At 70.3% G+C, this 23,594-nt stretch carries 25 protein-coding genes; 10 read left to right on the forward strand and 15 right to left on the reverse strand.

The annotated features are described in order from the left end of the window. The first annotated feature begins 91 nt into the window (after nucleotides 1-91). Nucleotides 92-283, forward strand: coding sequence for an HEWD family protein (locus Hbl1158_RS11310; protein WP_234297357.1), 192 nt, complete (start codon nucleotides 92-94; stop codon nucleotides 281-283). A gap of 21 nt (nucleotides 284-304) precedes the next feature. On the opposite strand, the gene Hbl1158_RS11315 is transcribed toward Hbl1158_RS11310, so the two are convergent. From Hbl1158_RS11315 to Hbl1158_RS11330, 4 genes are all read right to left on the reverse strand, one after another. Further along, complete coding sequence (locus Hbl1158_RS11315) at nucleotides 305-1,036, reverse strand: HAD hydrolase family protein (protein WP_234297358.1); 732 nt, start codon at nucleotides 1,034-1,036, stop codon at nucleotides 305-307. A 113-nt stretch (nucleotides 1,037-1,149) separates the two neighbouring features. Next, on the reverse strand, nucleotides 1,150-1,968 hold the full coding sequence (locus Hbl1158_RS11320) for a DUF5803 family protein (protein ID WP_234297359.1): 819 nt from the start codon (nucleotides 1,966-1,968) through the stop codon (nucleotides 1,150-1,152). Nucleotides 1,969-1,971: 3 nt separating this feature from the next. Continuing rightward, nucleotides 1,972-2,646, reverse strand: coding sequence for a DUF2110 family protein (locus Hbl1158_RS11325; protein WP_234297360.1), 675 nt, complete (start codon nucleotides 2,644-2,646; stop codon nucleotides 1,972-1,974). Beyond that, complete coding sequence (locus Hbl1158_RS11330) at nucleotides 2,647-3,186, reverse strand: transcription factor (protein ID WP_234297361.1); 540 nt, start codon at nucleotides 3,184-3,186, stop codon at nucleotides 2,647-2,649. A gap of 174 nt (nucleotides 3,187-3,360) precedes the next feature. On the opposite strand from Hbl1158_RS11330, the gene Hbl1158_RS11335 reads away from it, so the two are divergent. Then, nucleotides 3,361-3,978 carry a hypothetical protein gene (locus Hbl1158_RS11335; protein ID WP_234297362.1) on the forward strand — a complete coding sequence of 206 codons (618 nt, stop codon included), beginning with the start codon at nucleotides 3,361-3,363 and terminating at the stop codon, nucleotides 3,976-3,978. Nucleotides 3,979-3,988: 10 nt separating this feature from the next. Here Hbl1158_RS11335 and Hbl1158_RS11340 read toward each other — a convergent pair whose 3' ends face one another. From Hbl1158_RS11340 to Hbl1158_RS11360, 5 genes are all read right to left on the reverse strand, one after another. Next, complete coding sequence (locus tag Hbl1158_RS11340; RefSeq protein WP_234297363.1) at nucleotides 3,989-4,354, reverse strand: hypothetical protein; 366 nt, start codon at nucleotides 4,352-4,354, stop codon at nucleotides 3,989-3,991. A 7-nt stretch (nucleotides 4,355-4,361) separates the two neighbouring features. Further along, nucleotides 4,362-4,592, reverse strand: coding sequence for a hypothetical protein (locus tag Hbl1158_RS11345; RefSeq protein WP_234297364.1), 231 nt, complete (start codon nucleotides 4,590-4,592; stop codon nucleotides 4,362-4,364). A 128-nt stretch (nucleotides 4,593-4,720) separates the two neighbouring features. Next, nucleotides 4,721-5,599, reverse strand: coding sequence for a DUF5821 family protein (locus Hbl1158_RS11350; RefSeq protein ID WP_234297365.1), 879 nt, complete (start codon nucleotides 5,597-5,599; stop codon nucleotides 4,721-4,723). A gap of 54 nt (nucleotides 5,600-5,653) precedes the next feature. Continuing rightward, on the reverse strand, nucleotides 5,654-6,397 hold the full coding sequence (locus Hbl1158_RS11355; RefSeq protein ID WP_234297366.1) for a methyltransferase domain-containing protein: 744 nt from the start codon (nucleotides 6,395-6,397) through the stop codon (nucleotides 5,654-5,656). Continuing rightward, the gene (locus tag Hbl1158_RS11360) at nucleotides 6,394-6,795 is read right to left on the reverse strand and encodes a nascent polypeptide-associated complex protein (protein ID WP_234297367.1); all 402 of its coding nucleotides are present in this window, start codon (nucleotides 6,793-6,795) and stop codon (nucleotides 6,394-6,396) included. Before Hbl1158_RS11360 ends, Hbl1158_RS11355 begins: the two co-directional genes overlap by 4 nt. A 113-nt stretch (nucleotides 6,796-6,908) precedes the next feature. On the opposite strand from Hbl1158_RS11360, the gene Hbl1158_RS11365 reads away from it, so the two are divergent. After that, nucleotides 6,909-7,703 carry a creatininase family protein gene (locus Hbl1158_RS11365; RefSeq protein ID WP_234297368.1) on the forward strand — a complete coding sequence of 265 codons (795 nt, stop codon included), beginning with the start codon at nucleotides 6,909-6,911 and terminating at the stop codon, nucleotides 7,701-7,703. Next, nucleotides 7,700-8,482 carry a fumarylacetoacetate hydrolase family protein gene (locus tag Hbl1158_RS11370; protein ID WP_234297369.1) on the forward strand — a complete coding sequence of 261 codons (783 nt, stop codon included), beginning with the start codon at nucleotides 7,700-7,702 and terminating at the stop codon, nucleotides 8,480-8,482. Before Hbl1158_RS11365 ends, Hbl1158_RS11370 begins: the two co-directional genes overlap by 4 nt. Nucleotides 8,483-8,675: 193 nt before the next feature. On the opposite strand, the gene Hbl1158_RS11375 is transcribed toward Hbl1158_RS11370, so the two are convergent. The 4 genes from Hbl1158_RS11375 to Hbl1158_RS11390 form a co-directional block, all read right to left on the reverse strand. After that, nucleotides 8,676-9,374, reverse strand: coding sequence for an O-methyltransferase (locus Hbl1158_RS11375; RefSeq protein ID WP_234297370.1), 699 nt, complete (start codon nucleotides 9,372-9,374; stop codon nucleotides 8,676-8,678). 58 nt (nucleotides 9,375-9,432) lie between these two features. Beyond that, nucleotides 9,433-10,374: a hypothetical protein gene (locus Hbl1158_RS11380; protein WP_234297371.1), complete on the reverse strand. Its 942-nt coding sequence runs from the start codon at nucleotides 10,372-10,374 to the stop codon at nucleotides 9,433-9,435. A 2-nt stretch (nucleotides 10,375-10,376) separates the two neighbouring features. After that, nucleotides 10,377-11,519, reverse strand: a complete 1,143-nt coding sequence (locus Hbl1158_RS11385) for a hypothetical protein (RefSeq protein WP_234297372.1) — start codon at nucleotides 11,517-11,519, stop codon at nucleotides 10,377-10,379. A 174-nt stretch (nucleotides 11,520-11,693) separates the two neighbouring features. After that, nucleotides 11,694-12,164, reverse strand: a complete 471-nt coding sequence (locus tag Hbl1158_RS11390) for a CopD family protein (protein WP_234297373.1) — start codon at nucleotides 12,162-12,164, stop codon at nucleotides 11,694-11,696. Between the two features lie 142 nt (nucleotides 12,165-12,306). Here Hbl1158_RS11390 and Hbl1158_RS11395 point away from each other — a divergent pair, with 142 nt between their 5' ends. Continuing rightward, nucleotides 12,307-13,986 carry a methylmalonyl-CoA mutase family protein gene (locus Hbl1158_RS11395; RefSeq protein ID WP_234297374.1) on the forward strand — a complete coding sequence of 560 codons (1,680 nt, stop codon included), beginning with the start codon at nucleotides 12,307-12,309 and terminating at the stop codon, nucleotides 13,984-13,986. Between the two features lie 75 nt (nucleotides 13,987-14,061). Here Hbl1158_RS11395 and Hbl1158_RS11400 read toward each other — a convergent pair whose 3' ends face one another. Continuing rightward, nucleotides 14,062-15,702, reverse strand: a complete 1,641-nt coding sequence (locus Hbl1158_RS11400) for a hypothetical protein (protein ID WP_234297375.1) — start codon at nucleotides 15,700-15,702, stop codon at nucleotides 14,062-14,064. Beyond that, nucleotides 15,699-16,190 carry a DUF4112 domain-containing protein gene (locus tag Hbl1158_RS11405; RefSeq protein ID WP_234297376.1) on the reverse strand — a complete coding sequence of 164 codons (492 nt, stop codon included), beginning with the start codon at nucleotides 16,188-16,190 and terminating at the stop codon, nucleotides 15,699-15,701. The genes Hbl1158_RS11400 and Hbl1158_RS11405 overlap by 4 nt, the downstream gene beginning before the upstream one ends. A gap of 207 nt (nucleotides 16,191-16,397) precedes the next feature. Here Hbl1158_RS11405 and mce point away from each other — a divergent pair, with 207 nt between their 5' ends. The 5 genes from mce (at nucleotide 16,398) to Hbl1158_RS11430 (ending at nucleotide 23,531) form a co-directional block, all read left to right on the forward strand. Continuing rightward, entirely contained in the window at nucleotides 16,398-16,784 is a 387-nt protein-coding gene (gene mce, locus Hbl1158_RS11410; RefSeq protein ID WP_234297377.1) for a methylmalonyl-CoA epimerase, read from the forward strand. Between the two features lie 95 nt (nucleotides 16,785-16,879). Beyond that, nucleotides 16,880-19,081, forward strand: a complete 2,202-nt coding sequence (locus tag Hbl1158_RS11415) for a DUF4350 domain-containing protein (RefSeq protein WP_234297378.1) — start codon at nucleotides 16,880-16,882, stop codon at nucleotides 19,079-19,081. 58 nt (nucleotides 19,082-19,139) lie between these two features. Next, nucleotides 19,140-21,035: an AMP-binding protein gene (locus Hbl1158_RS11420; RefSeq protein ID WP_234297379.1), complete on the forward strand. Its 1,896-nt coding sequence runs from the start codon at nucleotides 19,140-19,142 to the stop codon at nucleotides 21,033-21,035. A 108-nt stretch (nucleotides 21,036-21,143) separates the two neighbouring features. Next, complete coding sequence (locus tag Hbl1158_RS11425) at nucleotides 21,144-22,304, forward strand: acyl-CoA dehydrogenase family protein (protein ID WP_234297380.1); 1,161 nt, start codon at nucleotides 21,144-21,146, stop codon at nucleotides 22,302-22,304. A 162-nt stretch (nucleotides 22,305-22,466) separates the two neighbouring features. Further along, nucleotides 22,467-23,531, forward strand: a complete 1,065-nt coding sequence (locus tag Hbl1158_RS11430; protein WP_234297381.1) for a glycosyltransferase family 4 protein — start codon at nucleotides 22,467-22,469, stop codon at nucleotides 23,529-23,531. Nucleotides 23,532-23,594: the final 63 nt, after the last annotated feature.

The following is a 23,594-nucleotide window of genomic DNA, read 5'->3' on the forward strand; positions in this document are numbered from 1 at the left end:
AGGGACGAGGGATGAGGGCCGAGGGACGAACCGGGCTCGGGGCCCGAACTCCACCTGAGGGTTTAACTCCGATCGCGCGGGAGTGTCGGGTATGCCAGCCCGGATCCGTCGCCCGAGTGAGCGGACCTGCGAGCGATGCGGCCGCCACGAGCGCGTCGACGACGCCCTCGGCAGTTGGGTGGTCGACGACGAGGTCGGCGAGGTGTACTGCATTCACGAGTGGGACATCAACGGCTCGTTCGTCCCCTTCGAGGACGTCGATCGGGGCGGCGCAGACGCGTAGCTGTCCGGTCGGACACCGCGCTCAGTCCGTCTCGCTCGCCCGGTCGACGATCCCCGACAGCACCTCGATCGTGCCGTCCATGAACCCCGCCTCGACCGTCCGGTCGGCCGCCGACCTCGCCGTCTCGTCGGCGTTCGCGAGCGCGTAGCTCTCGCCGGCGACCTCGAACGTCGAGGCGTCGTTCATCGAGTCGCCGACGGCGACGAACTCCGCGGGGTCGACCCCGAGCGTCGCCGCGGCCGTCTCCAGCGCCGATCCCTTGCTCACGGTCGGGTCGGTCAGGTGGTAGGCGTACCCCGTGTCGAGGAACCGGAGGTCGAACTCGTCGGCGACCGCCCGGAGGAGCGTCTCGTCGGCCGTCCGACTGGCCGCTACTTCCGTCTCCCGCCAGCGGTTCACGGTGTCGGCCGCTCCCCAGCCGAGGTCGCCGCCGCGCTCGCGGAAGGCGTCGACCGCGCGGGCGATTCGGTCGGCGTCGCCCTCGATCGCGACCGTCTCGTCGACGCAGACGACGCCGCCGTTCTCGGCGACGACGCGCTCGGGAACGCCCGCGAAGTGACACAGCGCGACCGGGTACGGGAACGACTTCCCCGTCGCGAGCACGACCGGCGCGGGCCAGGCCGGAAGAACGTGAAACACCCGCGGGTCGACGGCGTGTTCGGGCGTGGTCAGCGTCCCGTCGATGTCGAGCGCGAGCGGCGGGAGGTCGGCGTCGGGGGGTACGTCCGGCATCGCCGGGGCGTCCGCGGTCATGTCGCGATAGACGACGCGACGAGAGAAAAAGGGACGGCGATCGGTCGGTCGGTGGGTTCAATCGATTCGGTCGGTCGATTCGGTCGGTCGATTCGGTCGACGGAGTGACCGACTCAGCGCATACCCGGCGGCGGGCCGTCGTCGCCGATGTCGTCGTCGTCGACGTCCACGTCGAGTCCCATCTCCTCGCGTCGCTCCCGGAGCGCGTCGATCTGTCGACGGTAGTAGAGGAGGCCGCCAACGGCGATCACGACGAAGACGGCGAAGACGCCGCCGAATATCTGCACGTCCTGCGGGAGGTAGAACTGGACGATCACCGAGTCGGTGTCGACCTCGTCCCAGCGGATGTGCTGGCGGCCCCGGTCGTCGATCGACGTGCTCGCCGGCGCGGGGGTGATGTCGCCGAACACCGGGAGCGACGTCCGTCGGTTCTGCGGGAGCACCAGCTCGTAGGAGCCGTTCACGTACGCCGGGAGCGCGAACCGCTTGGGGGTCGAGTCAGCCGAGAAGGCGATCCGGTCGCCCTCCACGTCGCCCTCGCCGGGGAGCTCGATGACGACCTCGTCGCGGGTCTGGTCGACGTCGCCGCGCTCGCGCAGTTGCGTGCCGTTGATCACGGTTCCGTTGGGGTAGCGGTACCGCACAGCACGAACGCCGAGGGGATTGGTCCCGCCGAGGCCGTCGCGCCGGAACAGTCGGATCTCGTCGCCGTCGACGGCGTACACCGCCGAGAACGTGGCGTCGTCGCGGACCGTGATGTGGGCGTTCAGGTCGTCGTCGACGCTCTCGTTCCAGGCGTACGCGCCGTCGGGCGGCTCGGCGTCGAGCCGCTGGTCGGGGACGGAGCCGCCGGTGAGCAGGCCGAGACACCCCGACAGCGCGAGCATCCCGACCACCGCCGCGAGCGCGAGGAGTCGTCGCCGTCGCGTCATGGGCTACTGTGGGATGACCGCCTTCAGTTCCGCGGGGAGATAGCCGCCGATGGACGCGAGCAGTCCGGGCGCGTCGGTGTTCTCCCGGCAGATGACGCTCTGTTCGAGCAGACCCAGGCGTTCGACGGTGACGATGTCGTTCGCGTGGCCCGCGCGGTTGACCGTCGCGCGCACCTCCGCACGGGTGGCGGAGTTGACGTTCACGCGGCCCTGGCCGCGCGTCCAGCCGTACAGCCGGTCGCGCTCGTCGTCGGCGAGTTCGTGGCCCTCCTCCTCGTCGTACACGAACCGCATGGGAAGGTGCTGGACGATCCCGAAGCGGTCGCGGATCTGCTCGGGCGAGCCGGTCCCGAGCCCGAGCCCGTCGGCGGGGATCCGGATCTCGGTGCCGGCGTCGAGGACGAACCCGTCCTCGTCCCACCCCTCCAGGGTGCCGACGTACGTCTCGCCGTCGGTGAAGTGGTCGGTCACCTCGCCCCACTGCTCGCGGAGGACGTTGCGCGCGACCGTCTCGTCGTCGCCGGAGACGGTGACGGACACGAAGTCGTCCCTGCGCACGCCCACGTCGTACTCCACGTCGAGATCGCCGATCGCGTTGGCGACGAGGGAGGTCATGCCGTCGAGCGCCCGGTCGCGGGCGTCGCCGCCGATGTAGCACTTGGTCGCGATGACGACCATCTACGCTTCCGCCTCGACTTCCTCACGCTCGACGTTGAGCTCGTCGTGGAGCTGGTCGATACGCCACTCCATCGCCTCGACGAGCCGGGAGTTCTCCATCGACTCCAGGGGCGACCCGCACTCGGGACACTCGAAGCCGAACTCCATCGCCTCCTCGAACTCGAAGCGGATGGAGTCCACCTCACAGAGGTAGAACTGGTGGTCGGACTCGTACGCGCGACGCTTCTCCAGCCCCTCGAGCAGGCGGTGCATCTCCTCTTTCAGGTTCTCCGGGATGTTCTCGTAGTGGAACGTCCACAGGTACGTGAGCCACCCCGAGTCCTCGTCGCGGACGCGGCGATACGAGGCCAGATCGTTCTCATAGAGGATGAACAGCGCCCGGCGAACGTCGTTGAGCTCCAGCCCCATCTCCTCGGCGAGCTCCTCGTCGGTGACCTCGCCGTCGGGCGGGGCCGCCGCGACGGGCATCCCCGTCGGGCCGACGAGCTCGTGGAGGTACTTCTGGATAACAGGGTCTTCCAGGAGGTCCTCAAAAGCCATTTGTCGAGTATGGGGGAGGATATCGGTTAAAGTCACCGACTCGCCCGGGTCGGCTCCCGGCCTCGACGACCGGACGATGCCGCCCGAGGCGACCCGCCCTGAGGAGGACACGACGGCGAGGCGCGACGCCGTGCACACACAGTTATCTCGTCGCCGTCCGACACGGGTACCCACATGGGCGCGACCGTCCCGACCGTGCCGAAGGAGGCCCTCGCGGCGGACGGCTGGCGCGAGCGCGAGCGACGCGAGACGACGGCCTTCGACGCGAAGGTCGTCACCGTCGAGGCCGCGACCGTCGTCTACGAGGACGTCGACCTCCGCGAGCGCGTCCGCGAGGCGACCGGCCTCGACCGACTCTGGCGCTTTTTCGTCGCCAGTCGGCTCACGCTCTCGCCGGCGACGCCCCCGTCGCGTGCGCTCACGTCGCTGGTCGCCGACCGGGCGCAGGCCGGATTCGCGGACACGCTCGAGGAGCGCGGCTTCGAGGGAGTTCGTCGAAGCGATCCGGCGGAAGAGGCGGGGACGACGGGAGCGGCAGACGCCCTCGGCGACGACTCGCGGGTGGCGAGCTACGACGCGCTGTGTCGCCTCGGCGAGGTGAGCGTCCGCGCCCGCGGGTGGGCGGCGGTCCGACCCGCGGGCGACGCGTACCTCCTCGTCGGCGGCGCGTACCCGACGACCGTCAGAGACGCCCCCGCCGACCCCGGAGTCGGGTCCGCGATCGGGGAGCTACTCGACCCCGACCGCTTTCGAGGGGAGCTGTTCGAGTTGATGCGCGCGACGGACGGGTGACCGACGGCGACTACCGGAGCCGTTTCAGCGCCGCCCGAACGACGCCCCGGAGGTCGAGTCGTGCGGGCGACGCTCCCAGGACGCGAGCGAGGGGGCCCGCCGGCGACCCCGGGTCGATCCGGGCGACCTCGACGCCGTCGACGTGGATCCCGACGGGCACGGTCGTCAACGGGTCGCGGTGCCCGTCGGGCCACAGCGCGCGGATTCCCGTCCGAACGTCGTCGAGTCGCCGCAGCGTCGCCGGCCGGTCGACGGACACCTCGATCCGTCCGTCGGCACTTCGCAGGCGAACGGGCGCGCCGTCGACCGAGAGGTTCAGGTCGGCCTCGACGCGGAGCTCCCCGACGGTGACCGGCTCGACGGCGGCGTCGCTCACGCGGCCGTCACTCCTCGCCCCCGCGTTCGCTTGAGGTGATACTGATCGTACCGTTCAGCCGCCAGCGGGCGTGATCGGCGTCCTCACCGGCGCGGCTGGGCACGTCGACCTCCATGTCGTCGAAGGTGTAGCTGATCTCCGCGCCGCGACCGGTGAGCCGTTCGTAGAGGGCGATCCCCAGATCCGGCCAGGTCGTCGTTTCCGCCGTCCGAGAACCCTCGATGTCGTCGGCGCTCATTTCACTCGAAGCGAGAGCGCGGACCGACTTATCGGTGTCCCCGATCGATCCCGGTCCACGGTCCGTCCGCGTTCCGACGGTCCGCCCGTATCTCGATCAGTCGGTACCTCGATCAGCCGGCGTCCCGATCAGCCGGCGTCCGCGAGCGCCGCGCGGCCGATCGCGAGCAGGTCGGCGGGGGGTGCCGACTCGAGCCGGTCGTCGCCGGGCACGAGCCGGTGGCGGGGTCTGCCGACGCCGACCGGTTCGCGCTCGGTGTCGACGAGGCCCGCGTCGATCAGCCGGGATTTCGCCCGGGCGATCTCGGTCCGGCTGGACAACCCGACCTCCTCGGTCCACTCGCCCAACTCCATCGTCAGGAGACGATGGCGCGCCGCCACGAGCGTGCACGTCGCGACCGGACCCACGACGGCGTCACGGGGGAGCGCGTCGGCGGCATCGAGCACCGCCGCGAGCGTCTCGACGGCCTCGGGCCACCGGTCGCGAAACGTCGAAAGCAGCGTCGACCGGGCTGGCGTCCCGACCTCGAACACCTGCGCCTCCCGCCACCGTCGGTCGTAGGCGGCGGCGATGGCGTCGCGCGTCGCGCCGTCGGCGTCGCCGACGGCCGTGAGGGACGCCGGGTCCGGAACGCTCGACCCGTCGGAGTCGTCGTTCGGTGACGGGAACGAAACGTTCGCCCAGACCGCGTCGTCTCCGATCGTGAGACTGGCGTCGAGTTCGGTCTCGGTCCTGATCGCGAGGCGGCCGTCGGCGACGGCGTCGGCCGCGTCCGTCGCCGTCAGGAAGTCGGTAACCGCCTCGGCCGCATCGTCGGGAGAACACAGCAGCCGAACTCGGTCGGTCGCGTCGTCACGAGCGGCGTCGCTGGCGGCGTCGCCACCGCCGGTGGAACGGTCGGCGAGCCGGCCGACGACAGCGCGCGCGAGCGTCGGGCCGGGCGCGACGACCAGCGCGTCGCCGGCGACCGCGCGCTCGGCCGCCGTCACGGGGGATCGTGTACTCACGGAGGAACGTGCGCGACACCCCGACTTTAGTTTTCAGATATCGATCGTTGGTTTTCACTCGACGACGCGTGCGAACAGGAGGTACCCCGTGTGCCCGACGCCCGCGGTGCTCGGTCGCGTGCCGCGGTCGTCGACGGTGAGTTCGCGCTGGATCGTCTCGAGCGTCTCCACCTCGCCCAGTCCGACCTCCCGGGCGGCGAGTTCCGTCTCGCGGGCGTCCTCGACGAACGGCGTGTATACGGCGACGTACCCGCCCGGCACCAACAGGTCGGGCGCGCGCTCGACGGCCGCCGCGGCGTCGGCGGTGTCCAGCGTGAGCAGGTCGAACGACTCCTCCTCGGCGAGGTCGTCGAGGTGCTCGGTGAGGTCGCCGGCGCGGACGTCGACGCGGTCGCTCACGCCGCCCAGCGCCATGTTCTCGCGAGCGTTCTCGGCGAACTCGGGGTCGATCTCGTAGGTGGTCACGTCGGCACCGAGGCGACCGAGGTATCCCGAGAGCACCCCGGTTCCGGTGCCGGCATCGAGCACGCGGTCGCCGGCCTGCGCGCCGGTGTGGCCGATCACGAGTCCGATGTCGCGGGGCATCATCGGCGCGCCGGTGCGCTCGAAGTGATTGAACAGGTCGGGCCCGCGCAGGCGACGCACGTGGAACTCCTCACCGAGGTGCGTCTCCAGCACGTCGCCGTGGGCGGCGTCCTCCGGAACGTCGAGCACCCCCAAGTCCGTCTGGAGTTCCTCGCCGGGCGCGCGGAGGTACTCCCGGTCCGAGTCGACGTGAACGAGAAGGTACGAACTCACTCCAGCCGGGAGATGGCCGCCGCGAGGTCGCCGTCCTCGGCTTCGAGTGCCTCTCGCGCGTCGCCCTCGCTCACGCCGGCGCGGGTCGCGACCAACTGCACGTCGTCGTCCGGGACGCCGTCGTCGTCGCCGGCGGCATCGTCGCTCCCGCCGGCGTCGCCAGCGGACGCGTCCGCGTCGTCGCCCTCGCCGAGCGCTCGCGTCGTCGGCTCCCCGACGATCTGATACGTCTCCTGGCCCTGGGCGTCCATGCGCGTGACCTGCGCGCCGTCGAACACGAGCTCCTCGTCGTCCGTGCGGATGACGACCTCCTCGGCGTCGATCTCGGTCACGTCGATTCCCATCTGCTTCATCATCTGCTGCATCTTGCGCGGGTTCATCCCGCCGCCTCCGAACATACCCGAGGCGTCGCTCGCGGCGAGCAAAAGCGTGGCGAACGGCGTCTCGACCCGGTCGGGCCGCGTCGCCGCGATCCCGGCGTTTCATCACGCCGCCGGCCCTCCGAGTCGGCGTGTATCTCTCCCATCAGACCTGGCCGGAACTCGGCGAGTACGTCGCCGAGGAGTCGCTGGCGGTCGTCCCGCTCGGGTCGACCGAACAGCACGGCCCGCACCTGCCGCTGGCGACGGACCACCTCATCGCCGAGGCGCTCGCGCGCGAGGCGACCGACCGAACCGGATTCCTCTGTACGCCCCCCGTCAGGATCGCCGTCTCCGAACATCACCGGCAGTTCCACGGCACGATGTGGGTCGACTCCGGGGTCTTTCGCGACTACGTCGAGAGCCTCTCGCGCAACCTCGCGTACCACGGCGTCGACCGGATCGTGTACGTGAACGCCCACGGCGGCAACGCTCAACACCTCCGCGAGGTGGGTCGTCGCCTCCGACGCGACGAGACGGCGTACGCCATCGAGTGGATGTGGGACGAGTCCGTCCCGGATCTCGTCTCGGAGCTCTTCGAGCACAACGGCCCTCACGGCGGCCCGAAGGAGACGGCGATGGTTATGCACATCGCAGAGGTGCTCGTGCGGACCGACCGGTTGGAGTCGGCCCGAGACGGCGGCGTCGTCGACCTCGCGGACGCCGATCCTCGGGCGTACGGAGCACGGACCTTCTACGACTCCGCTGACAACTCCGAAAACGGCGTCTTCGGCGACCAAACGGACGCCACGCCCGAGGCGGGCGCGGAGCTGTTCGAGGCGGCCACCGATCAGCTCGTCCACCTGTTGGAGTGGCTCGACGACCAGCCGTTCGCGGACCTCATGCCCGAGTCGCACGTCGACCCGCAGCCGGGCAGCCGGCGATGAGCGACCGCGACGGCGGCGACTTGGCGGCGGCGCTCGCGGCGGCACACGCGAACGCGTCGGCGGTCGACCCCGCGGCGCTCGGCGGGTCCGGCCCGCCGGCGACGCTCGCCGAGGGGTACCGCGTGCAGACACGGCTCGTCGACCGCCTCGCCGCCGACCGCGGCAACCCGGTCGGATACAAGATCGGGTTCACAAACGAGCGCGTTCGTGCGGATCTCGCGGTCGGCGAACCGGGATACGGCCGTCTGCTCGGGGGAACGGTCCGCGACGCGACCGCCGTCGACGGCCCCGTCTCGGTCGCCTCCGAGGAGTTCGTCGGCCTCCGGATCGAACCGGAGATCGCGTTCCGACTCGGCGGTGACCTCCCGTCGGACGCCGACCGCGACCGCGCCCGCGACGCGGTCGCGACGGTTCACCCCGCGATCGAGTTGGTCGACAGCCGAACCGGGTGGGAGTTCGACGCGCCGCTGGCGGTCGCGGACAACTGCCTCGACGCGGGACTCGTCCTCGGCGACGGAACCGACCCCGACGGGCTACCGCTGGGCGAGGAGTCGGTGACGCTCCGGATCGACGGCGAGCGAGTCGACTCGGGCGTCGGTGCCGACGTACTCGGCCATCCACTTGCGGCGCTGGCGTGGCTGGCGGACGCCGTCGACGGGCTCCCGGCGGGCGCGCTCGTCTCCACCGGATCGCTGACAGCGCCGCGGTCGGTCGCCCCGGGGGAGACGGCGACCGCGACGTTCGCGTCGCTCGGGCGCGTCGGACTGCGCGTCCGGTAGTGGCGAACAGGCGACCCCGCTCTCGGCGTCGCGTCCGGCGTGTGCCGGGCGCTTGCTGCGGTCTCCTCGGTCGACCGCGCGCGCCGTCGGGTCGCACACCCGCGTCCCGGCGCGCCGTCGTCGTCAGTACACACCGCGGGTGGTCCCGCCTTCGGGTATAAACTCTCGTCTCGTGTGACTCACTCGACGCGACTCACTCGACGCGCGTGCTCACCGCCAGCCCGGAGCCGACGGGCAGCACCGCCGTCTCGAACGCGTCGTCGTCGCGAACGGTGTCGAGGTAGTCGGCGATACCCCGGGTCTGATCGTTCGCCGTCGCCAGCGCGGCCCCGGGGTTCTCGGCGTCCTCGGCCGTGTCGTCGCCGGCGGCGACGCCCTCGGCGTGCGCCAGCAGCGCGTCGAAGTCGATCGGCCCTCGCATGACGTTGTCCGCGGCGACGACGCCGCCGGGCGAGAGTTTGTCGCGGACGGCGCGAAAGGCGTCGGCGTAGCGCTCCTTCTGGTGGTCGATCAGGACGGCGTCGAACGGCCCGTCGTAGCGGTCGATCGTCTCCATGGCGTCGCCGTCCTCGAAGACGCACCGGTCCGCCAGCCCCGCTTCGGTCATGAACTCCCGGCCCTGGTCGAGTTCGTCGGCGTCGAACTCGGTGAGGATCACGCGGTCCGCGCCGCCGCGGAGGAACCACGACGCGGAGTAGCCGAACCCCGATCCGAACTCGAAGACGGTGTCGGCGTCGGTGAGTCGCGCGAGCAGTCGGAGCACGGCTCCCGATTCGGGGCCGATGTTCGGGAAGTCGTGGTCGGCGGCGAACGCGGCCATCCGTTCTTGTACCTCGATGTGTCCGGGTCCGGACGCGCGGACGAATCGGGAGACATCCTCGGGGAGCACCATGCCGACAGGTGGTGTTGCCGACACGGTATGTCTTCGGGAGGGCCGATCCAGTTTCTCGTCAGGGCCTCCGTGGGTTGGTCTTGTTCACGTGACCCGGTCTCGTACCTTGAAACAGGAGATCGACCGGACTAGCCGTGAACGGGACGAGCCCGCGCGTTACCACGCCGGAGAAGGCCGCGATCGTCACGAGCGACTCGCTCGCGTCGAACGGCGCGAACAGCAGCACGATCACGGACACCGGGAGGAGCCACACGAACATGTGCCGACGGACGGACTGACCGTTCAACGGGTCCGATATCATGACCAGGAGTCCAGTTAGCGGTGTCCACACGCCGGCGTTGGAGACGAACCCCGCGCCGCCGAACAGGGTCGCCACGCCCGCCGGGACAAGGCCGATCGCCGCCCCGAGGAGGAAGAACCCGAACAGGAACGCGCTCGATCCGAGCCGCCAGATCACGATCGCAGGGCCGATCAGCACGGCCGGGAGAAAGAGACTGGAGCCGTACGCGTACGTCTGTGTGATCGCGAGAGCGACGATACCGATGACGACGACATCGATCACCGATCGCGTCGGTGCGGCCGCGAACAGGCGTGGCAACGTCCCAACGAACGCCGCCGCCGCAGCCACGAGCATGACGCCGGCACCGGACCGGATCGCAGGCTGTTCGATCAGGGGAAACAGGACGGCCATGAACGCCGCGACGACGGCGAACAGGACGAACGTCTGAACCGTGACCCGGAGCGGCGGAACGGCGTCGTCGGGAGGAAGCGGATACGTCCGGTACAGCGCGATGGCGAAGACGACGAGCGGAACGACGAGGATCGTCCCCAGGAGCGACGTGTCGTCGAACACGGCCGAGACGGTCGCAGCCGGGGGCGTCCCCGGCAGTCCCGTCGCGACGAGCGCCGCCACGGCGATCGCGACGAATCCGAGGACACGCCCGTACGCCCTCGCCAGTTGGCCGGCGATCCGTTTCCACCCGGGCTGTCTCGAATACATGGTTATCTGAACGCCGGTGGGTGCTGGAACAGGGTGGCAACGAACGCCGCGATCCCGGCCATGACGACCGTCGATACGCCGTGGATCTCCCCCGTCGCGTGGCGACGCTCCTCGAATCCGGCCATGAGCGTCGACTTCCGTTCGCCGCTTCGTTCGCTTGCCCGTGAGAGGGGATCGGTCGTCGCACGGACGCTGTCACGGAACGACGCGATCGGATCGGCGTACGAGACGAGGGTGTCGAGGAGGTCGTCGAATCCGGACTCGACCGTGTCGACGACCTCGACCAGGTCCTCCTCGGGCACTCCGGAGGGTGCCTCCTCGATGAGCGCCTCGATCCCGCCGGCAACCACGTCGATCGCCTCCCGTGTTCGATCCCTCGCCTCGATGATCTCCCCGTAGATCGCTCCCGTCTCGCGTGCGAGTGAGTTGGTCGTCGTCGTCTCCTCCCGGAGCCGACGGGAGAACGACTCCGAAAAGTAGTCGTCCGGCCGTTCGGAGAACGGACCGACTGGACTGAGCAACGACGCCAGCGACGTGAGCGCGTCGATGGCCGCCTCCGCCGCCTCCGTCCACGGTTCGACTCGCTCGTGCACCGCCTCGATCAGTTCGTACGCTCGCTGGACGTTGGGATACGCTCGCGTCAGGAGTTGCCACGCGTCGACGCTCGCGTCTCCGCTTCCGATCCGAAGCGATCGGAGTCGCTCGCGGACGTCGAGGACGGTCTCCAGCGCGGCCTCGACCCGCACGAACACCTCGGCAGTCTCGGCGGTCCGGTCCCGAAATGCGGCGAGGTCTTCGGAGATGTCCGGAGAAAGTTCCGTTTCGACGCCGACGCGCCAGGCTCGACGGTGGATGTACGGCTCGACGGACTCGGCGTCGCGGATCTTCCCGTCCGGGCCGTACAGTTCGATCCCGGCGAGGCCGGTCAGCCCCGTTTCGCTCTCGATCCGATAGATGCTCGCGGTCGTCCCGTCGTGAGTCACGTCGGCGACGTGAACGGGCGAGCGATCGAGGAACTGCTGCTGTGGGGGGTACGCCGGCGTGCTCGACTCGGCGGGCGTGGTCGGTGTCGACCCGCCGTCCTGACTGGCGACCGCCGGGGTGGCAGCTAACGCCCCCACGGCGATGACACCGGTCGTCGTCACGACTCCCCGACGTGTCGTTGCTGGCGGGGAGTTGCCGGCCGCGGAGGGACTGTCCTCGAGAGGCCGGCCTCGGTTACCCTCGCCCTTCGATCCTGTCATTCCGGATCACGTCGACTCGGGTCTGCTCGTCGAGTGTTCGGCACTTGAACGTATCGGGCGAACCGGACGGCGCGGTTACGTCGAGGGACCGACCAAGTATCCACCCAACACGAGCAGGACGAAGCCGATCACGGCGGCGGCGGTGTAGAACGTTCCCGCGTCGCGTCCGGCGGTCCGGACCTTGTTCTGTTCGAGCGCCGACCGGACCTTGCTCCCGGCGACCTCGACGAGCCCGGTCATCACGACCCACAGCGCGAGCATCGTGAGCACGACGTGCCCGCGCGGCGGCGTGAACAGCCCTTCGGCACCGTACACCGTCGCGGCCATGTGGCCGCCGGTGGCGAGGAACACGAGCGCGCCGACCCGCGTGATCGTCGAGACGCCCGAGACGACGCCGCCGAGGAGTTCGGAGCTCACGTCGCCGGCTTTCGCGAGCGGGATCACCTTCCAGGCGGTGAGGACGACCGCGCCGACCCAGAGGCCGGCAAACAGCGTGTGAAAGACGTACGCCGCGGTGAGCGCGGCCTGCATCGGAGCGACTTGCATGGACAGTTCCAGCGGCGGGACCCACATAAATCCCGACACGACGCGGCGTCGCCGCCGCGGCGACGCCGGGTGCGGTGCCGTCCGCCCCGCGGTCGGGGTCGCCTCCAGTCCGCTTAAGCCCGGGGCGCGAGATGTATCGGTCATGTTCGACCCGGACGATCTCGAAGCGATCCGCGAGGGGAAGCGGGAGTGGGAGGAGGAGACCCTCTCCCCGACCCTCGACCGGTTCGGGGAGCGCGAGGAGGAGTTCAGGACCGACACCGGGGGACAGGAGGTAAAGCGGCTGTACACGCCCGACGACGTGTCCGACCTCGAGTACGAGGAGGACGTGGGCTTCCCCGGCGAGGAGCCGTACACCCGCGGCGTCTACCCGACGATGCACCGCGGCCGGCTGTGGACCATGCGGCAGTACGCCGGGATGGGCACCGCCGCCGAGACGAACGAGCGGTTCCAGTACCTCATCGATCAGGGCTCCTCCGGGCTGTCGATGGCGTTCGATCTCCCGACGCAGATGGGCTACGACTCCGACGCCAAGATGGCCGCCGGCGAGGTCGGGAAGTCCGGCGTCGCCATCGACTCGCTGGAGGACTTCGAGCGCGTGTTCGACGACATCCCGCTGGACGAGGTCTCCACGTCGATGACGATCAACGCGCCGGCCGCGGTCCTGCTGGCGATGTACGTCGCCGTCGGGGACCGACAGGGCGTCGACCGCGAGGAGTTGCGCGGCACCATCCAGAACGACATCATGAAGGAGTACATCGCGCGCAACCTCTACATCTACCCCCCCGAAGAGTCCATGCGGCTGATCACCGACATCTTCGCCTTCTGCGCCGAGGAGACGCCGAACTTCAACACCATCTCCATCTCGGGGTACCACATCCGCGAGGCCGGCTCGACCGCGGCCCAGGAGATCGCGTTCACGCTCGGCAACGGCATCGAGTACGTGCAGGCGGCCGTCGACGCCGGCCTCGACGTGGACGAGTTCGCGCCGCAGCTGTCCTTCTTCTTCAACGCCCACAACAACATCCTTGAGGAGGTCGCGAAGTTCCGCGCGGCCCGCCGGATGTGGGCGACGATCATGGAAGAGCGCTTCGGCGCGGAGAACCCCAAGTCGAAGCAGCTGAAGTTCCACACCCAGACCGCCGGCTCGACGCTGACGGCCCAACAGATCGAGAACAACGTCGTCCGCGTCGGCTACCAGGCGCTGGCGGCCGTCCTCGGCGGCACCCAGTCGCTCCACACGAACGGGAAAGACGAGGCGCTGTCGCTGCCGACCGAGGAGTCCGTCCGCACCGCTCTCCGGACCCAGCAGATCCTCGCGCACGAGTCGGGCGCGGCCGACACCATCGATCCCCTCGCCGGGAGCTACTACGTCGAGAGTCTCACCGACGGCATCGAGGAGGACGCCTTCGAGATCCTCGAGGAGGTCGACCGTCGCGGCGGAATGCTCGACGCCGTCGACAGCCAGTGGGTCCAGCGCCAGATCCAGGACACCGCGTTCGAGCGTCAGCGCGAGATCGAGGAGGGCGAACGGATCATCGTCGGCGTCAACGAGTTCGAGGTCGAGGAGGAGGAGAAACACGTCGACCTCGAGGACGTCTCCGAGGAGGAGGAGCAGGCCCAGATCGACCGCGTCGATGCGGTTCGCGACGACCGCGACGACGAGGCCGTCGAGGACGCGCTCGCCTCGCTGCGCGACGCCTGTCGCGGCGACGCGAACGTGATGCCCCCGATCATCGACGCCGTGAAGGCGTACGCCACGGTCGGCGAGATCTGCGACGTGATGCGCGAGGAGTTCGGCGAGTACAAGCCGGGGCAGTAGGTCGGAGACGCCGACGGCGACGACGGTACCGCCGACCGCGACGGCGACGACGCCGCTCGGTCCGGTCGCCCCCGGTCAGTATCCGCCTCTGACCAGCGTGTACAGCCCGTAGATGATGATGCCGACGCCGACGAGGCCCGCGGCGATCCGACCGTTCCAGAGGACGCTCTCCATCGTCGGGCCGATCGCCGAGTCGAACACGGTAACGAGCAGCGCCTGTACGGCGGCCCCGCCGAACCAGACGACGAACCCGAGCAGGCAGATTCCCACGGACGCGAGCCGACTCCCGCCGTCGTCGGTGTCAGCGCTCTCGTCCGTCTTGGTCGTCGCGTCCGCAGTATCCGTCTCCGTCGCCTTCCCCGTCTCCGTCGCCTTCCCCGTCTCCGTCGCCTTCCCCGTCCCGGCGGCTCCGGTAGCCGTACCCGGACCGCTGCCGGTCGCTGTATCGGACGACCACGGATTCGACGTGTCCGTCCCGGTCTCGGCCGCGGCGGCGTCCGCCACCGGGGCGTCGCCCGCGGCGGTATCGCCGACGGCAGCGCCGCCGTCGTCCGTGCTCACGACGGAGTCCATCGCTGCGGTGCCCGCGCCGTTCGCGGTGTCTGCGGTGCCTGCGGTGTCGGCGGTGTCCGCGGCATCCACCGTATCGGCGGTATCTGCGGTGTCGGCGGTGTCGGCGGTCTCCGCGTCGACACCGGCCTCGGATTCGGAGACGCGGATCTCCGCGTCGCTGCCGGCGAGGTACACGACGATGTCGCCGTCGACCGAGGCGGCTCCCTCGAACGATCGGAGCGCGCTCTCGCCGCCGTCGGGGACGACGCCGACCTCGAAGGACTCCTCCGCCGGGAGATCGGTCCACTCCGCGTGCTCGCCGCCCTCGAGGCGGACGTCCTCGCGGAACAGGGCCTCGCCGCCGCTTCGACAGCCGATGCGTGCCTCGACGGGCGAGCGGGTGTGATTTCGGGCGACGAGCGCCGTCTCCTCCGGCTCGTCGTCCACGAGCCAGGCGGGATCCGTATCCTCGCCGGCTCCCTCCTCGACGCCGACGCTTCCGCCCGGATTCGTGTTCGTATTCGTATCCGTATCCGCATTCGAATTCGGATTCGTCTCCGTGTCCGCGTCCGGGGCCACACCGTCGCCCGCTGCCGGCCCGGCCGAGGTCGTCGATCCCGCGGAGGCGGCGACCGGCTCGCGGTCGGCGGGCGAGCTATCGGCCGCCGTCGCGGCGGGCGGACTCCCCTGCCCCCCGGCGTCGGTGTGCGCCGCGATCAGTCGCGCGAGCGCCTCGTGGCGCTCGCGGTCGCTGCCGCGGTTTCGCCACCCCTCCCCGAGCTGGACGAGCAGCGACCCGTCGACCGTCGTCGCCGCGACCCGGACGGCGTACCGGTCGTCGCCGCCGGCGTCGCCGTCCCACGAGACGGCGTCGACGGCGACCACGGCCTCCGGAGACACCTCGACGGTGGCCTCGCGCCCCAGCGCCGCCTCGCGGTCGAACTCCTGGAAGTCGCGCACGCCGCCCAGGAAGCGCCTGACCGTCGATCCCGCGTGGTCGTCGACGCGGGCGACGACGCCCTCGCGGGACGCCGCGTCGCCGGCCCCGCAGGTCAGTCGGTCCTCGTCGAGGAAGATCCGCCCCTCGGTGCAGGCGTCCGCGCTGACGGGCGCGTCGGGGTCGTCGGTGACCGCGAAGTACCCCGGTGCCTCGATCGCCGTCATAGGGCGCTCACCACCGCGAGCACGAACAGGATGAACGGCGACAGCAGGAGGAGCAAGAAGACCCAGTTCATCGACCCGTCGATGGCGTCGCGGTCGGCGCGCAGTCGCTCGACGTTGTTGACGTTGGCCGTCCATACGAGACCCACGGCGTCACCGACGACCGGAATGACGCCCACGATGCCCTCGATGAGCACGATGAGCGACATCCACGCAAGCGTCGTCGTCGACGCCCCGATCCGCATCCCGTGGTAGATGATCGTCGCCGACAGCACCAGCGCCCCGCTGTCGCCCGCCCCCGGAAGGAAGCCGATGATCGACGCGACGCCGACGCGAACGTCCGTGAACGGCAGTCTGAACTCCTCGTCGAGCCACTCCGCGCGGCGCTCCAACATGTCGAGTTTCGCGCCGATCGCCTGAGCGTGCTCGAACTCCGCCCGTGCGGCCGCAGCCTCCACCTGTTCCCCGCTCGGGTCGGCGATGACTGACATGTCCGCAGAGCGTGACTCCCACGTCATAAAACCGATCGTGTCCACGTAGTGAACTGTCAGGCGAGCGGCGTCGAGTCGTCAGGCGACGGCCGCGGAGCAGACGGCTGCGACGCGCCGCCCCGGGCTCGACGACCGAGTCGATCGAATTCGCCGACGCCGTTCGCGACGACTACAACCGTTTTCAGCCCGGCGGGCGACCGACCGAGTATGCACGTCGATCACGCCGGCATCGCGACCGACGACGCCGCCGCCCTCGCCGCGCTGTACGCCGACCTGCTCGAGTGCGAGGTCGCCCACGAAGAGGAGTTCGACGGGATGGACGTGGTCTTCCTCGACGCGGGCGGCTCGTACCTCGAACTGCTCGAGCCGCTCGACGACGAGGGGGCGATCGCGAGCTACCTCGACCGGCACGGACCGGGGATCCACCATCTCGCGTTCGCGACCGCCGACATCGAGGGGACGCTCGAGCGCGCTCGGGGCCTCGGGATCGACCTGATCGACGAGGAGCCGCGACCGGGGGCGTGGGGCCACGAGGTCGCGTTCCTTCACCCGCGGGACACCGGTGGGGTGCTGGTGGAGTTCGTCGAGCACTAACCGCTCGGTGTGAGTCAGTTTGTCACAGTCGAGATGGTGAATATTCTATCGAGATATTCGATAGAATTATGCACCTCCTATCGTGGATCCTCCCCGTGGAACGACGTGACTTCCTGGCCGGCGTCGGTGCGAGCGCGGGGGCGCTCGCCGTCGGTACGACCGGTGTGCGTGCGGAATCGACCGAGAGCGACCGAATCGATCGACTCGCCTTCGACTCGACGGCGAGCCTGTTGGGGGCCGACGGGGAGCCGGCGGCCGCCGACGCCGGCTTCGCGGCGGTGCGCGCGGAGCCGACGGCGACGAACGTCGACGAGGACGGCGAGGGCGACGCCGTCGAGTACCCGGAGGACCGACCGATTCCGCTCGCGGGCCTCGACGGCGACGTGGCGGCGTTCGGCGCGCCGATCGTCCAGAACGGCACCGACTTCGGCTACGGCAACGAGGAGTTCGTCCTGAACGTCCTCGACCGAGTCGCCGGCGGCGGCACCGTGTTGTGGGACGAGGGGCACGGCCAGTTCTACGACGCCGCGGCCCATACGGCGTTCATCGACTACGCCGAGCTCAACGGCTACGACTTCGAGGCGACCGACGACCTCGCGGGCGACCTCGCGGACGCGGACGCCGCCGTGATCACCTCGCCGTCGACCGCCTTCACGGACGGCGAACTGGACGCGTTGGCGTCGTTCGTCGCCGGCGGCGGCGGACTGCTCGTGTTCGACCAGTCCGACTTCCGGAACTTCGACGCCACCGACAACCTCAACGAGATCGCGGCGGCGCTGTCGCTGTCGTTCCGGTTCAACGACGACCAGGTCATCGACGAGACGAGCAACGCCGGGATCGGGTTCGTTCCGACGACCGACCGCTTCGACGACGACTACGCCGACCTGTTCGCCGACCGCCAGGGACTCGGCTTCGAGATCGACCCCTCGCGGACGTACACGGCCGAGGTCGTCGACGTGACCGACGGCGACACCGTCGACGTGCGGATCCTCCGGGAGGGCGCGCCGGACTACTTCGACACCGTGCGCCTGCTCGGCTTCGACACGCCGGAGACGTACGACCCCGAGGAGACCGACCCGATCGAGAGCCCCGAACTCGCCGAGGAGTGGGAGGGTATCGACTCCTACGAGTACCTCTTGGAGAAGGGCCGCGAGTCCGCCGAGTGGGCCGTCGGAGAGCTGGCGGGCGCGACGATCGATCTCTCGTTCGACCCCGAAGAAGGCGTCCGCGGCGACTTCGGCCGGCTGCTGTGTTACGTCCGGTACGACGCCGACGGCGACGGCGGCCGCGACGACCTGTTCAACCGCCGCATTCTCGAGCGCGGGTTCGCCCGGGTGTACGACTCGGGGCTCACCCGTCACGACGAGTTCATCGAACTGGAGCGGAAAGCCCGCAAGCGCGGCCTGGGTCTGTGGGCCGACAGCGACATCGACGCCCGCGAGCCGACTCGGCCCTCGCGGGTCGCGGACGTGCTGTTCCCGCGGGCCGCGCCCGTCGACGCCGGCGACGCGACGGTGCTGGCGCGCGCGGGCGACACCGCCTCGGTCCCCGGCGCGCCGCTCGCGGCCGCCGACCCCGACGCCGGCGTCGCGCTCGTCGGCGCACAGACCGTTCAGGAGGACTACGACGGCCCGGACGCGCCCGTCGACGACCCCGAGGCGTACGACGCCTACCAGTTCACCGCGGGCGTCGTCGACCGGCTGACCGCCCGCTCGGGCGAGGTGCTGATCGACGGCGGGCACGGCCAGTTCGCCGCCGACGAGTCCGCCAGCGCCGAGGACGCCGCCTACTTCAAGCGCTACCTCGAGGGGCTCGACACCGGATTCACCCAGTACAACGACCTCGCGTCGATGGGGAAGCTCGCTCGCGAGCGAGCGATCGTCGTCTCCGCCCCGACCGAGGAGTACACCGACGAGGAACTCGCCACGCTCCGGCGGTTCGCCGGCGGCGGCGGCGCGGTCGTCGTGCTCGCCGGCCGCGCGGCCGACCGCGGGCGGGTGAACGACCTGCTCGACGCGCTCGGCACCGGCCTCCGCCTCGGGGAGGGCGTCGTCGACGACCCCTCGGTGAACGCCGGCCGCCCGGACCTGCCGGTCACGGACGACGTCGCCGTCGACCCGCCCGTCCTCGCGAACGAGAGCGACAACGGACGCGGCAAGGGACGAAGCAACGGCAACGGTACCGCTGGCGAAAACGGAAACGGGAACAGTAACGGAAACGGAAACGGGAACGGCAACGGGAATGCGAACGGAAACGGAAACGGGCCGTCGAGCCTGGTGACGGGCTACCTCGACTGACCTGACTCCCGCTCGGGCGATGGAAAGAGCGTAGTGGGCAGAGGTCGTTCGCTGGGCCATGCGCGATCTGCTCTCTCACCGGATCGCCGCGACGCCCGACGCGGAGGCGCTCGTGCTCGCGGCCACGGGGGAGACGCTGACGTACGCCGACCTCGACGCCAGCGCGGAGGTGCTCGCCTCGCGCCTCGCCGGCGTCGGCGTCCGTCCCGGCGACCACGTCGCGGCCGTCATGTCGAACCGGGGCGAGTACGTCGCCCTGGTCCACGCGGGGATGCGCCTCGGCGTCCGACTCGTGTTGTGCGGCGCGGACCTCACCGCCCCGGAGTTGGCCCCTCGGATCGACGACGCGGACGCGGACGCCGTCGTCTGCGGGAGTGACACCGAGGAGACCGTCGTCGCGGCGACGCTGGACCGCGACGAGCGGACGGACTTCGACTGGACCGGTCCCAGCGAGGGGAAACCCGACGACACCGGGCCGGCCGTCGGCGACGAATCGACTGTCGGCGACGAATCGACTGTCGACGACGAATCGACCGACAGCGACGAACCGGCCGTCGATGAGGAACCGATCGACGGCAACCAGTCACTCGACGGCGATGACGGATCCGCCGACCGCGATCGGCCGCCGAGTCGGATCGTCTCGATGGATCCGCCGGCGGACGACCGCGTCACAGACATCGACGCCGCGCCCGACGGAGCCGTGCCGTCGGTCCGGTGGGGACGCGGGGACCCGCTGGTCATGCTGTTCACGTCCGGGACGACCGGGACGCCGAAGCTCGTCACGCTGACGCTCGGGAACGTCCTCGCGTCGGCGACGGCGTCGGCGTTCCGCCTCGGCGTGCTTCCCGACGACCGCTACCTCGCGACGCTGTCGCTGCACCACACCGGCGGCGTGATGCCGGTCTACCGCGCGGCGCTGTACGGCACGAGCGTCGTCCTCCGGGAGGGATTCGACGCCGGCGGGGCCGTCGACGACATCCGTCGGTACGACGCGACCGGCGTGTCGCTCGTGCCGACGATGCTGCGCCGGATGCTCGACGCCCGCGGGACGCTCCCGAGTTCGCTGCGGGCGGTCCTGCTCGGAGGCGCGCCGGCACCCGACTCGCTGATCGAACGCTGTCGCGACTACTCGGTGCCGGTTCACCCGACGTGGGGGATGACCGAGGCCGCCTCGCAGATCGCCACAGCGACGCCCGAGGAGGCGTTCGAGCGCGTCGGCACCGTGGGTCGGCCGCTGTTCTGGACGGACGTGGCCGTCCTCGGGGACGACGGGGAGCCGCTGCCGCGGGGCGAACGCGGCGAGCTCGTCGTCTCGGGGCCGTCGATCGCGTCCGAGTACTACGGCGATCCCGAGGCGAGCGACGCCGCCTTCACCGACGACGGCGCGCTGCACACCGGCGACGCGGGCTACCGCGACGACGACGGCTACGTGTACGTGTTGAACCGCCTCGACGACCGGATCCTCTCGGGCGGCGAGAACGTCGACCCCGGCGAGGTCGTCGCCGCGCTCCGCGAGCACTCCGGCGTCGCGGACGCCGCCGTCGTCGGGGTCCCGGACGAGGAGTGGGGCGAGCGCGTCGCCGCCCTGGTCGTCCGCTCGGACGAGGACCTCGTGCGCGACGACCTGGAGGCGTTCTGTCGCGACCGCCTCGCCGGCTTCAAGATCCCCCGAACGATCGCGTTCGCGAGCGAGTTGCCCCGGACCGCCTCCGGCACGGTCAGCCGTCCGGACGTGCGCGAGCGCCTCGTCGACGACGAGAGGGAGGACGACGGACGCGAGGCCGTCGGAAGCGACGGGGCCGATACCGAGGGCCGTGGCGAGGTCGCCGAGGACGACGCGGGTGACGACGACACGGACAGCGACCGTGACGGCGACACCGACAATGACCGCGACGGCGACACCGACACCGACGGCGACACCGACACCGACGGCAGGTCGACCGGGGCGCGGTGAATCGCCTCGGGGTCGACTCCGGGGTGCACTCCTCGACCGCCTGTAAACGCGAATCCCGGGGTTCGCGGTTCCACCGACGTTATGGTGTGCGGTTCCCGATACTCGATCATGAACACCGATCTCGGTCTGCTCGACGAGTCGCTGGTTCCCGAACACGCACGCGACGTGAAGCGGGAGGCGAGAGAGTTCGCCGAGGAGCACATCGCCCCGGTCGCACAGGAGCACTTCGAGGCCGACGACTACCCGTGGGAGGTGCTCGAGGCGGGTCAGGAGGCGGGGCTCGTCGGACAGGACATCCCCGAGGAGTACGGCGGCCGCGGCCTCGACATCTACCAGATGCTCGCCATCGCCGAGGAGTTCTACCGCGCGGACGCCGGCATCGGCCTGACGATGATGCTGGCCTCCTTCGGCAACGAACTCGTCTACGACTACGGGACCGACGAGCAGTGCGAGGAGTACGTCCGCCCGGTCGCCGAGGGCGACCAGATATCCGGGCTCGCGGTGTCGGAGCCCCAGACGGGGTCGGACCTCGCGGGCATGACCACGAAGGCGGAGAAGGTCGACGGCGGCTACGAGATCACCGGCGAGAAGTACTGGGTCGGCAACGCCGTCGAGGGCGACTGGCTCACGCTGTACGCGAAGACCGGCGACTCCGAGGACCGCTACGGGAACTACTCGCTGTTCATCGTCGAGACGGACCGCGACGGCTACGAGGCCGAGCACATCCCCGAGAAGATGGGGATGCGCGCCTCGAAGCAGGGCCACATCGTCATGGAGGACTGCTTCGTCCCCGAGGAGAACCTCATCGGCGCGGAGGGCGGCGGCTTCTACATGCTCGCGGACTTCTTCAACCACGGCCGGGTCGTCGTCGGCGGCCACGGCATCGGGCTCGCCGCCGCGGCCATCGAGGAGGCGTGGGAGTTCGTCCACGACCGCGAGGCGTTCAGCCGAAACATCTCTGAGTTCCAGTCGGTCCAGCACGACCTCGCCGACATGCGCACGGAGTTCGAGGCCGCGCGGTCGCTCAACTGGCGCGCCGCCGAGAAGCTCCACGAGGGCGACAACGCCGGCCTCTGGGCCGCGATGGCGAAGCTCAACTCGACGGAGACGGCCGTCGACTGCGCCGAGCGCGGGATGCAACTGCACGGCGGACGCTCGATCCTGACGGAGCGCCGTATCGCACGCGTCTACCGCGACGTGCGCATCCCCGTCATCTACGAGGGGGCCAGCGAGGTCCAGCGCAACCTCGTGTACCGGCAGAGCAACTAACGGGCGCATCCGAGACCCGATGGCGTCAGGTCGCCGTCGCGGTCGCCGATGCCGTCGCGGTCGCGGTCACCGGTGCCGTCGCGGTCGCGGTCGCCGACGCTGTCGCGACGGCGGATCCGGCACGGTGAAAGGCACCCCCGGCGAATCGAACGATGACAGACCGTGCGCGTCCTCGACTACCTCGAACTGTCGTCGCGGCTCGACCGCGCCGGCATCGGTACCGCCCACGACCAGCAGGTCGCGGCGCTGGAACGCGCCCGCGAGGCCGGCGCGGACGTGCGGGTCGTCACCTCCCCGTGGTCCGGCGGCGACCCGGTCGCCGGCGTCGAGTCCGGCCTGCGCGGTCGGGGGTTCCTCGTCGACGCCGACGTGATCCACCTGAACCTCATCGGCCCCGCGAGCGTCGCGCTCGCCCGCCACGCGAGGCGCACGGACACGCCGCTGGTCCTGCATTGTCACGTCACGAGCGAGGACTTCCGCGAGAGCTTCCGGGGGTCGAACGCCGTCGCGCCCGCGCTCCGACGGTACCTCCGGTGGTTCTACTCGCGGGCGGACCTCGTGCTCACGCCCTCGGAGTACACCAAGCGCCGGCTGCTCGAGTACCCGGTCGACGCGCCGATCCGGGCGATATCCAACGGCATCGACCGCGACTCCGTCGCCGACCACGAGGCGTACCGCGAGGCGTACCGCGAGCGGTTCGACCTCGACGGGGTCGTGATGTTCGCGGTCGGCTCCGTCTTCGAGCGCAAGGGCCTCACGGACTTCTGCGAGGTCGCGAGGCGAACCGACCACGACTTCGCCTGGTTCGGCACGGTCGACTCCGGGCCGCAGGCGTCGCCGACGGTGACGCGGTGGACGAGCGACCCGCCCGAGAACGTCACATTCACCGGCTGGGTCGACGACAAGCCCGGCGCGTTCGGCGCGGGCGACGTGTTCTTCTTCCCGTCGAAGGAGGAGAACCAGGGCATCGTCGTGCTGGAAGCGATGGCCTGCGGGAAGCCCTGCGTGCTCCGGGACATCCCGGTGTTCCGCGAGTACTTCGAGCACGGTCACGACTGCCTGCTGTGTGACTCTCGCGAGGAGTTCGTCGGCGCTTTGAACCGCCTCGCGGACGATCCCGACCTCAGAGAGCGACTCGGCGAGAACGCCCGCGAGACGGCCGCCGAACACTCGCTGGACCGCGTGGGCGAGGAGCTCGTCGCGATCTACGATGACCTCCTGGCGTGACCGTCTCACTTCTGGCGTGACCGTCTCACTCGAGCCGACCGGGTCGCGGCCGCGAGACGCAAA

This window comes from Halobaculum sp. CBA1158 (assembly GCF_021431925.1).
Lineage (GTDB): Archaea > Halobacteriota > Halobacteria > Halobacteriales > Haloferacaceae > Halobaculum.

Bases quoted from the DNA above. Each gene is read 5' to 3' on its own strand.
- Hbl1158_RS11310 (WP_234297357.1), top strand. From the start codon at position 92: ATGCCAGCCCGGATCCGTCGCCCGAGTGAGCGGACCTGCGAGCGATGC.
- Hbl1158_RS11315 (WP_234297358.1), bottom strand. From the start codon at position 1,036: ATGACCGCGGACGCCCCGGCGATGCCGGACGTACCCCCCGACGCCGAC.
- Hbl1158_RS11320 (WP_234297359.1), bottom strand. From the start codon at position 1,968: ATGACGCGACGGCGACGACTCCTCGCGCTCGCGGCGGTGGTCGGGATG.
- Hbl1158_RS11325 (WP_234297360.1), bottom strand. From the start codon at position 2,646: ATGGTCGTCATCGCGACCAAGTGCTACATCGGCGGCGACGCCCGCGAC.
- Hbl1158_RS11330 (WP_234297361.1), bottom strand. From the start codon at position 3,186: ATGGCTTTTGAGGACCTCCTGGAAGACCCTGTTATCCAGAAGTACCTC.
- Hbl1158_RS11335 (WP_234297362.1), top strand. From the start codon at position 3,361: ATGGGCGCGACCGTCCCGACCGTGCCGAAGGAGGCCCTCGCGGCGGAC.
- Hbl1158_RS11345 (WP_234297364.1), bottom strand. From the start codon at position 4,592: ATGAGCGCCGACGACATCGAGGGTTCTCGGACGGCGGAAACGACGACC.
- Hbl1158_RS11360 (WP_234297367.1), bottom strand. From the start codon at position 6,795: ATGTTCGGAGGCGGCGGGATGAACCCGCGCAAGATGCAGCAGATGATG.
- Hbl1158_RS11370 (WP_234297369.1), top strand. From the start codon at position 7,700: ATGAGCGACCGCGACGGCGGCGACTTGGCGGCGGCGCTCGCGGCGGCA.
- Hbl1158_RS11375 (WP_234297370.1), bottom strand. From the start codon at position 9,374: ATGGTGCTCCCCGAGGATGTCTCCCGATTCGTCCGCGCGTCCGGACCC.
- Hbl1158_RS11380 (WP_234297371.1), bottom strand. From the start codon at position 10,374: ATGTATTCGAGACAGCCCGGGTGGAAACGGATCGCCGGCCAACTGGCG.
- Hbl1158_RS11390 (WP_234297373.1), bottom strand. From the start codon at position 12,164: ATGCAAGTCGCTCCGATGCAGGCCGCGCTCACCGCGGCGTACGTCTTT.
- Hbl1158_RS11395 (WP_234297374.1), top strand. From the start codon at position 12,307: ATGTTCGACCCGGACGATCTCGAAGCGATCCGCGAGGGGAAGCGGGAG.
- Hbl1158_RS11400 (WP_234297375.1), bottom strand. From the start codon at position 15,702: ATGACGGCGATCGAGGCACCGGGGTACTTCGCGGTCACCGACGACCCC.
- Hbl1158_RS11405 (WP_234297376.1), bottom strand. From the start codon at position 16,190: ATGTCAGTCATCGCCGACCCGAGCGGGGAACAGGTGGAGGCTGCGGCC.
- mce (WP_234297377.1), top strand. From the start codon at position 16,398: ATGCACGTCGATCACGCCGGCATCGCGACCGACGACGCCGCCGCCCTC.
- Hbl1158_RS11420 (WP_234297379.1), top strand. From the start codon at position 19,140: ATGCGCGATCTGCTCTCTCACCGGATCGCCGCGACGCCCGACGCGGAG.
- Hbl1158_RS11425 (WP_234297380.1), top strand. From the start codon at position 21,144: ATGAACACCGATCTCGGTCTGCTCGACGAGTCGCTGGTTCCCGAACAC.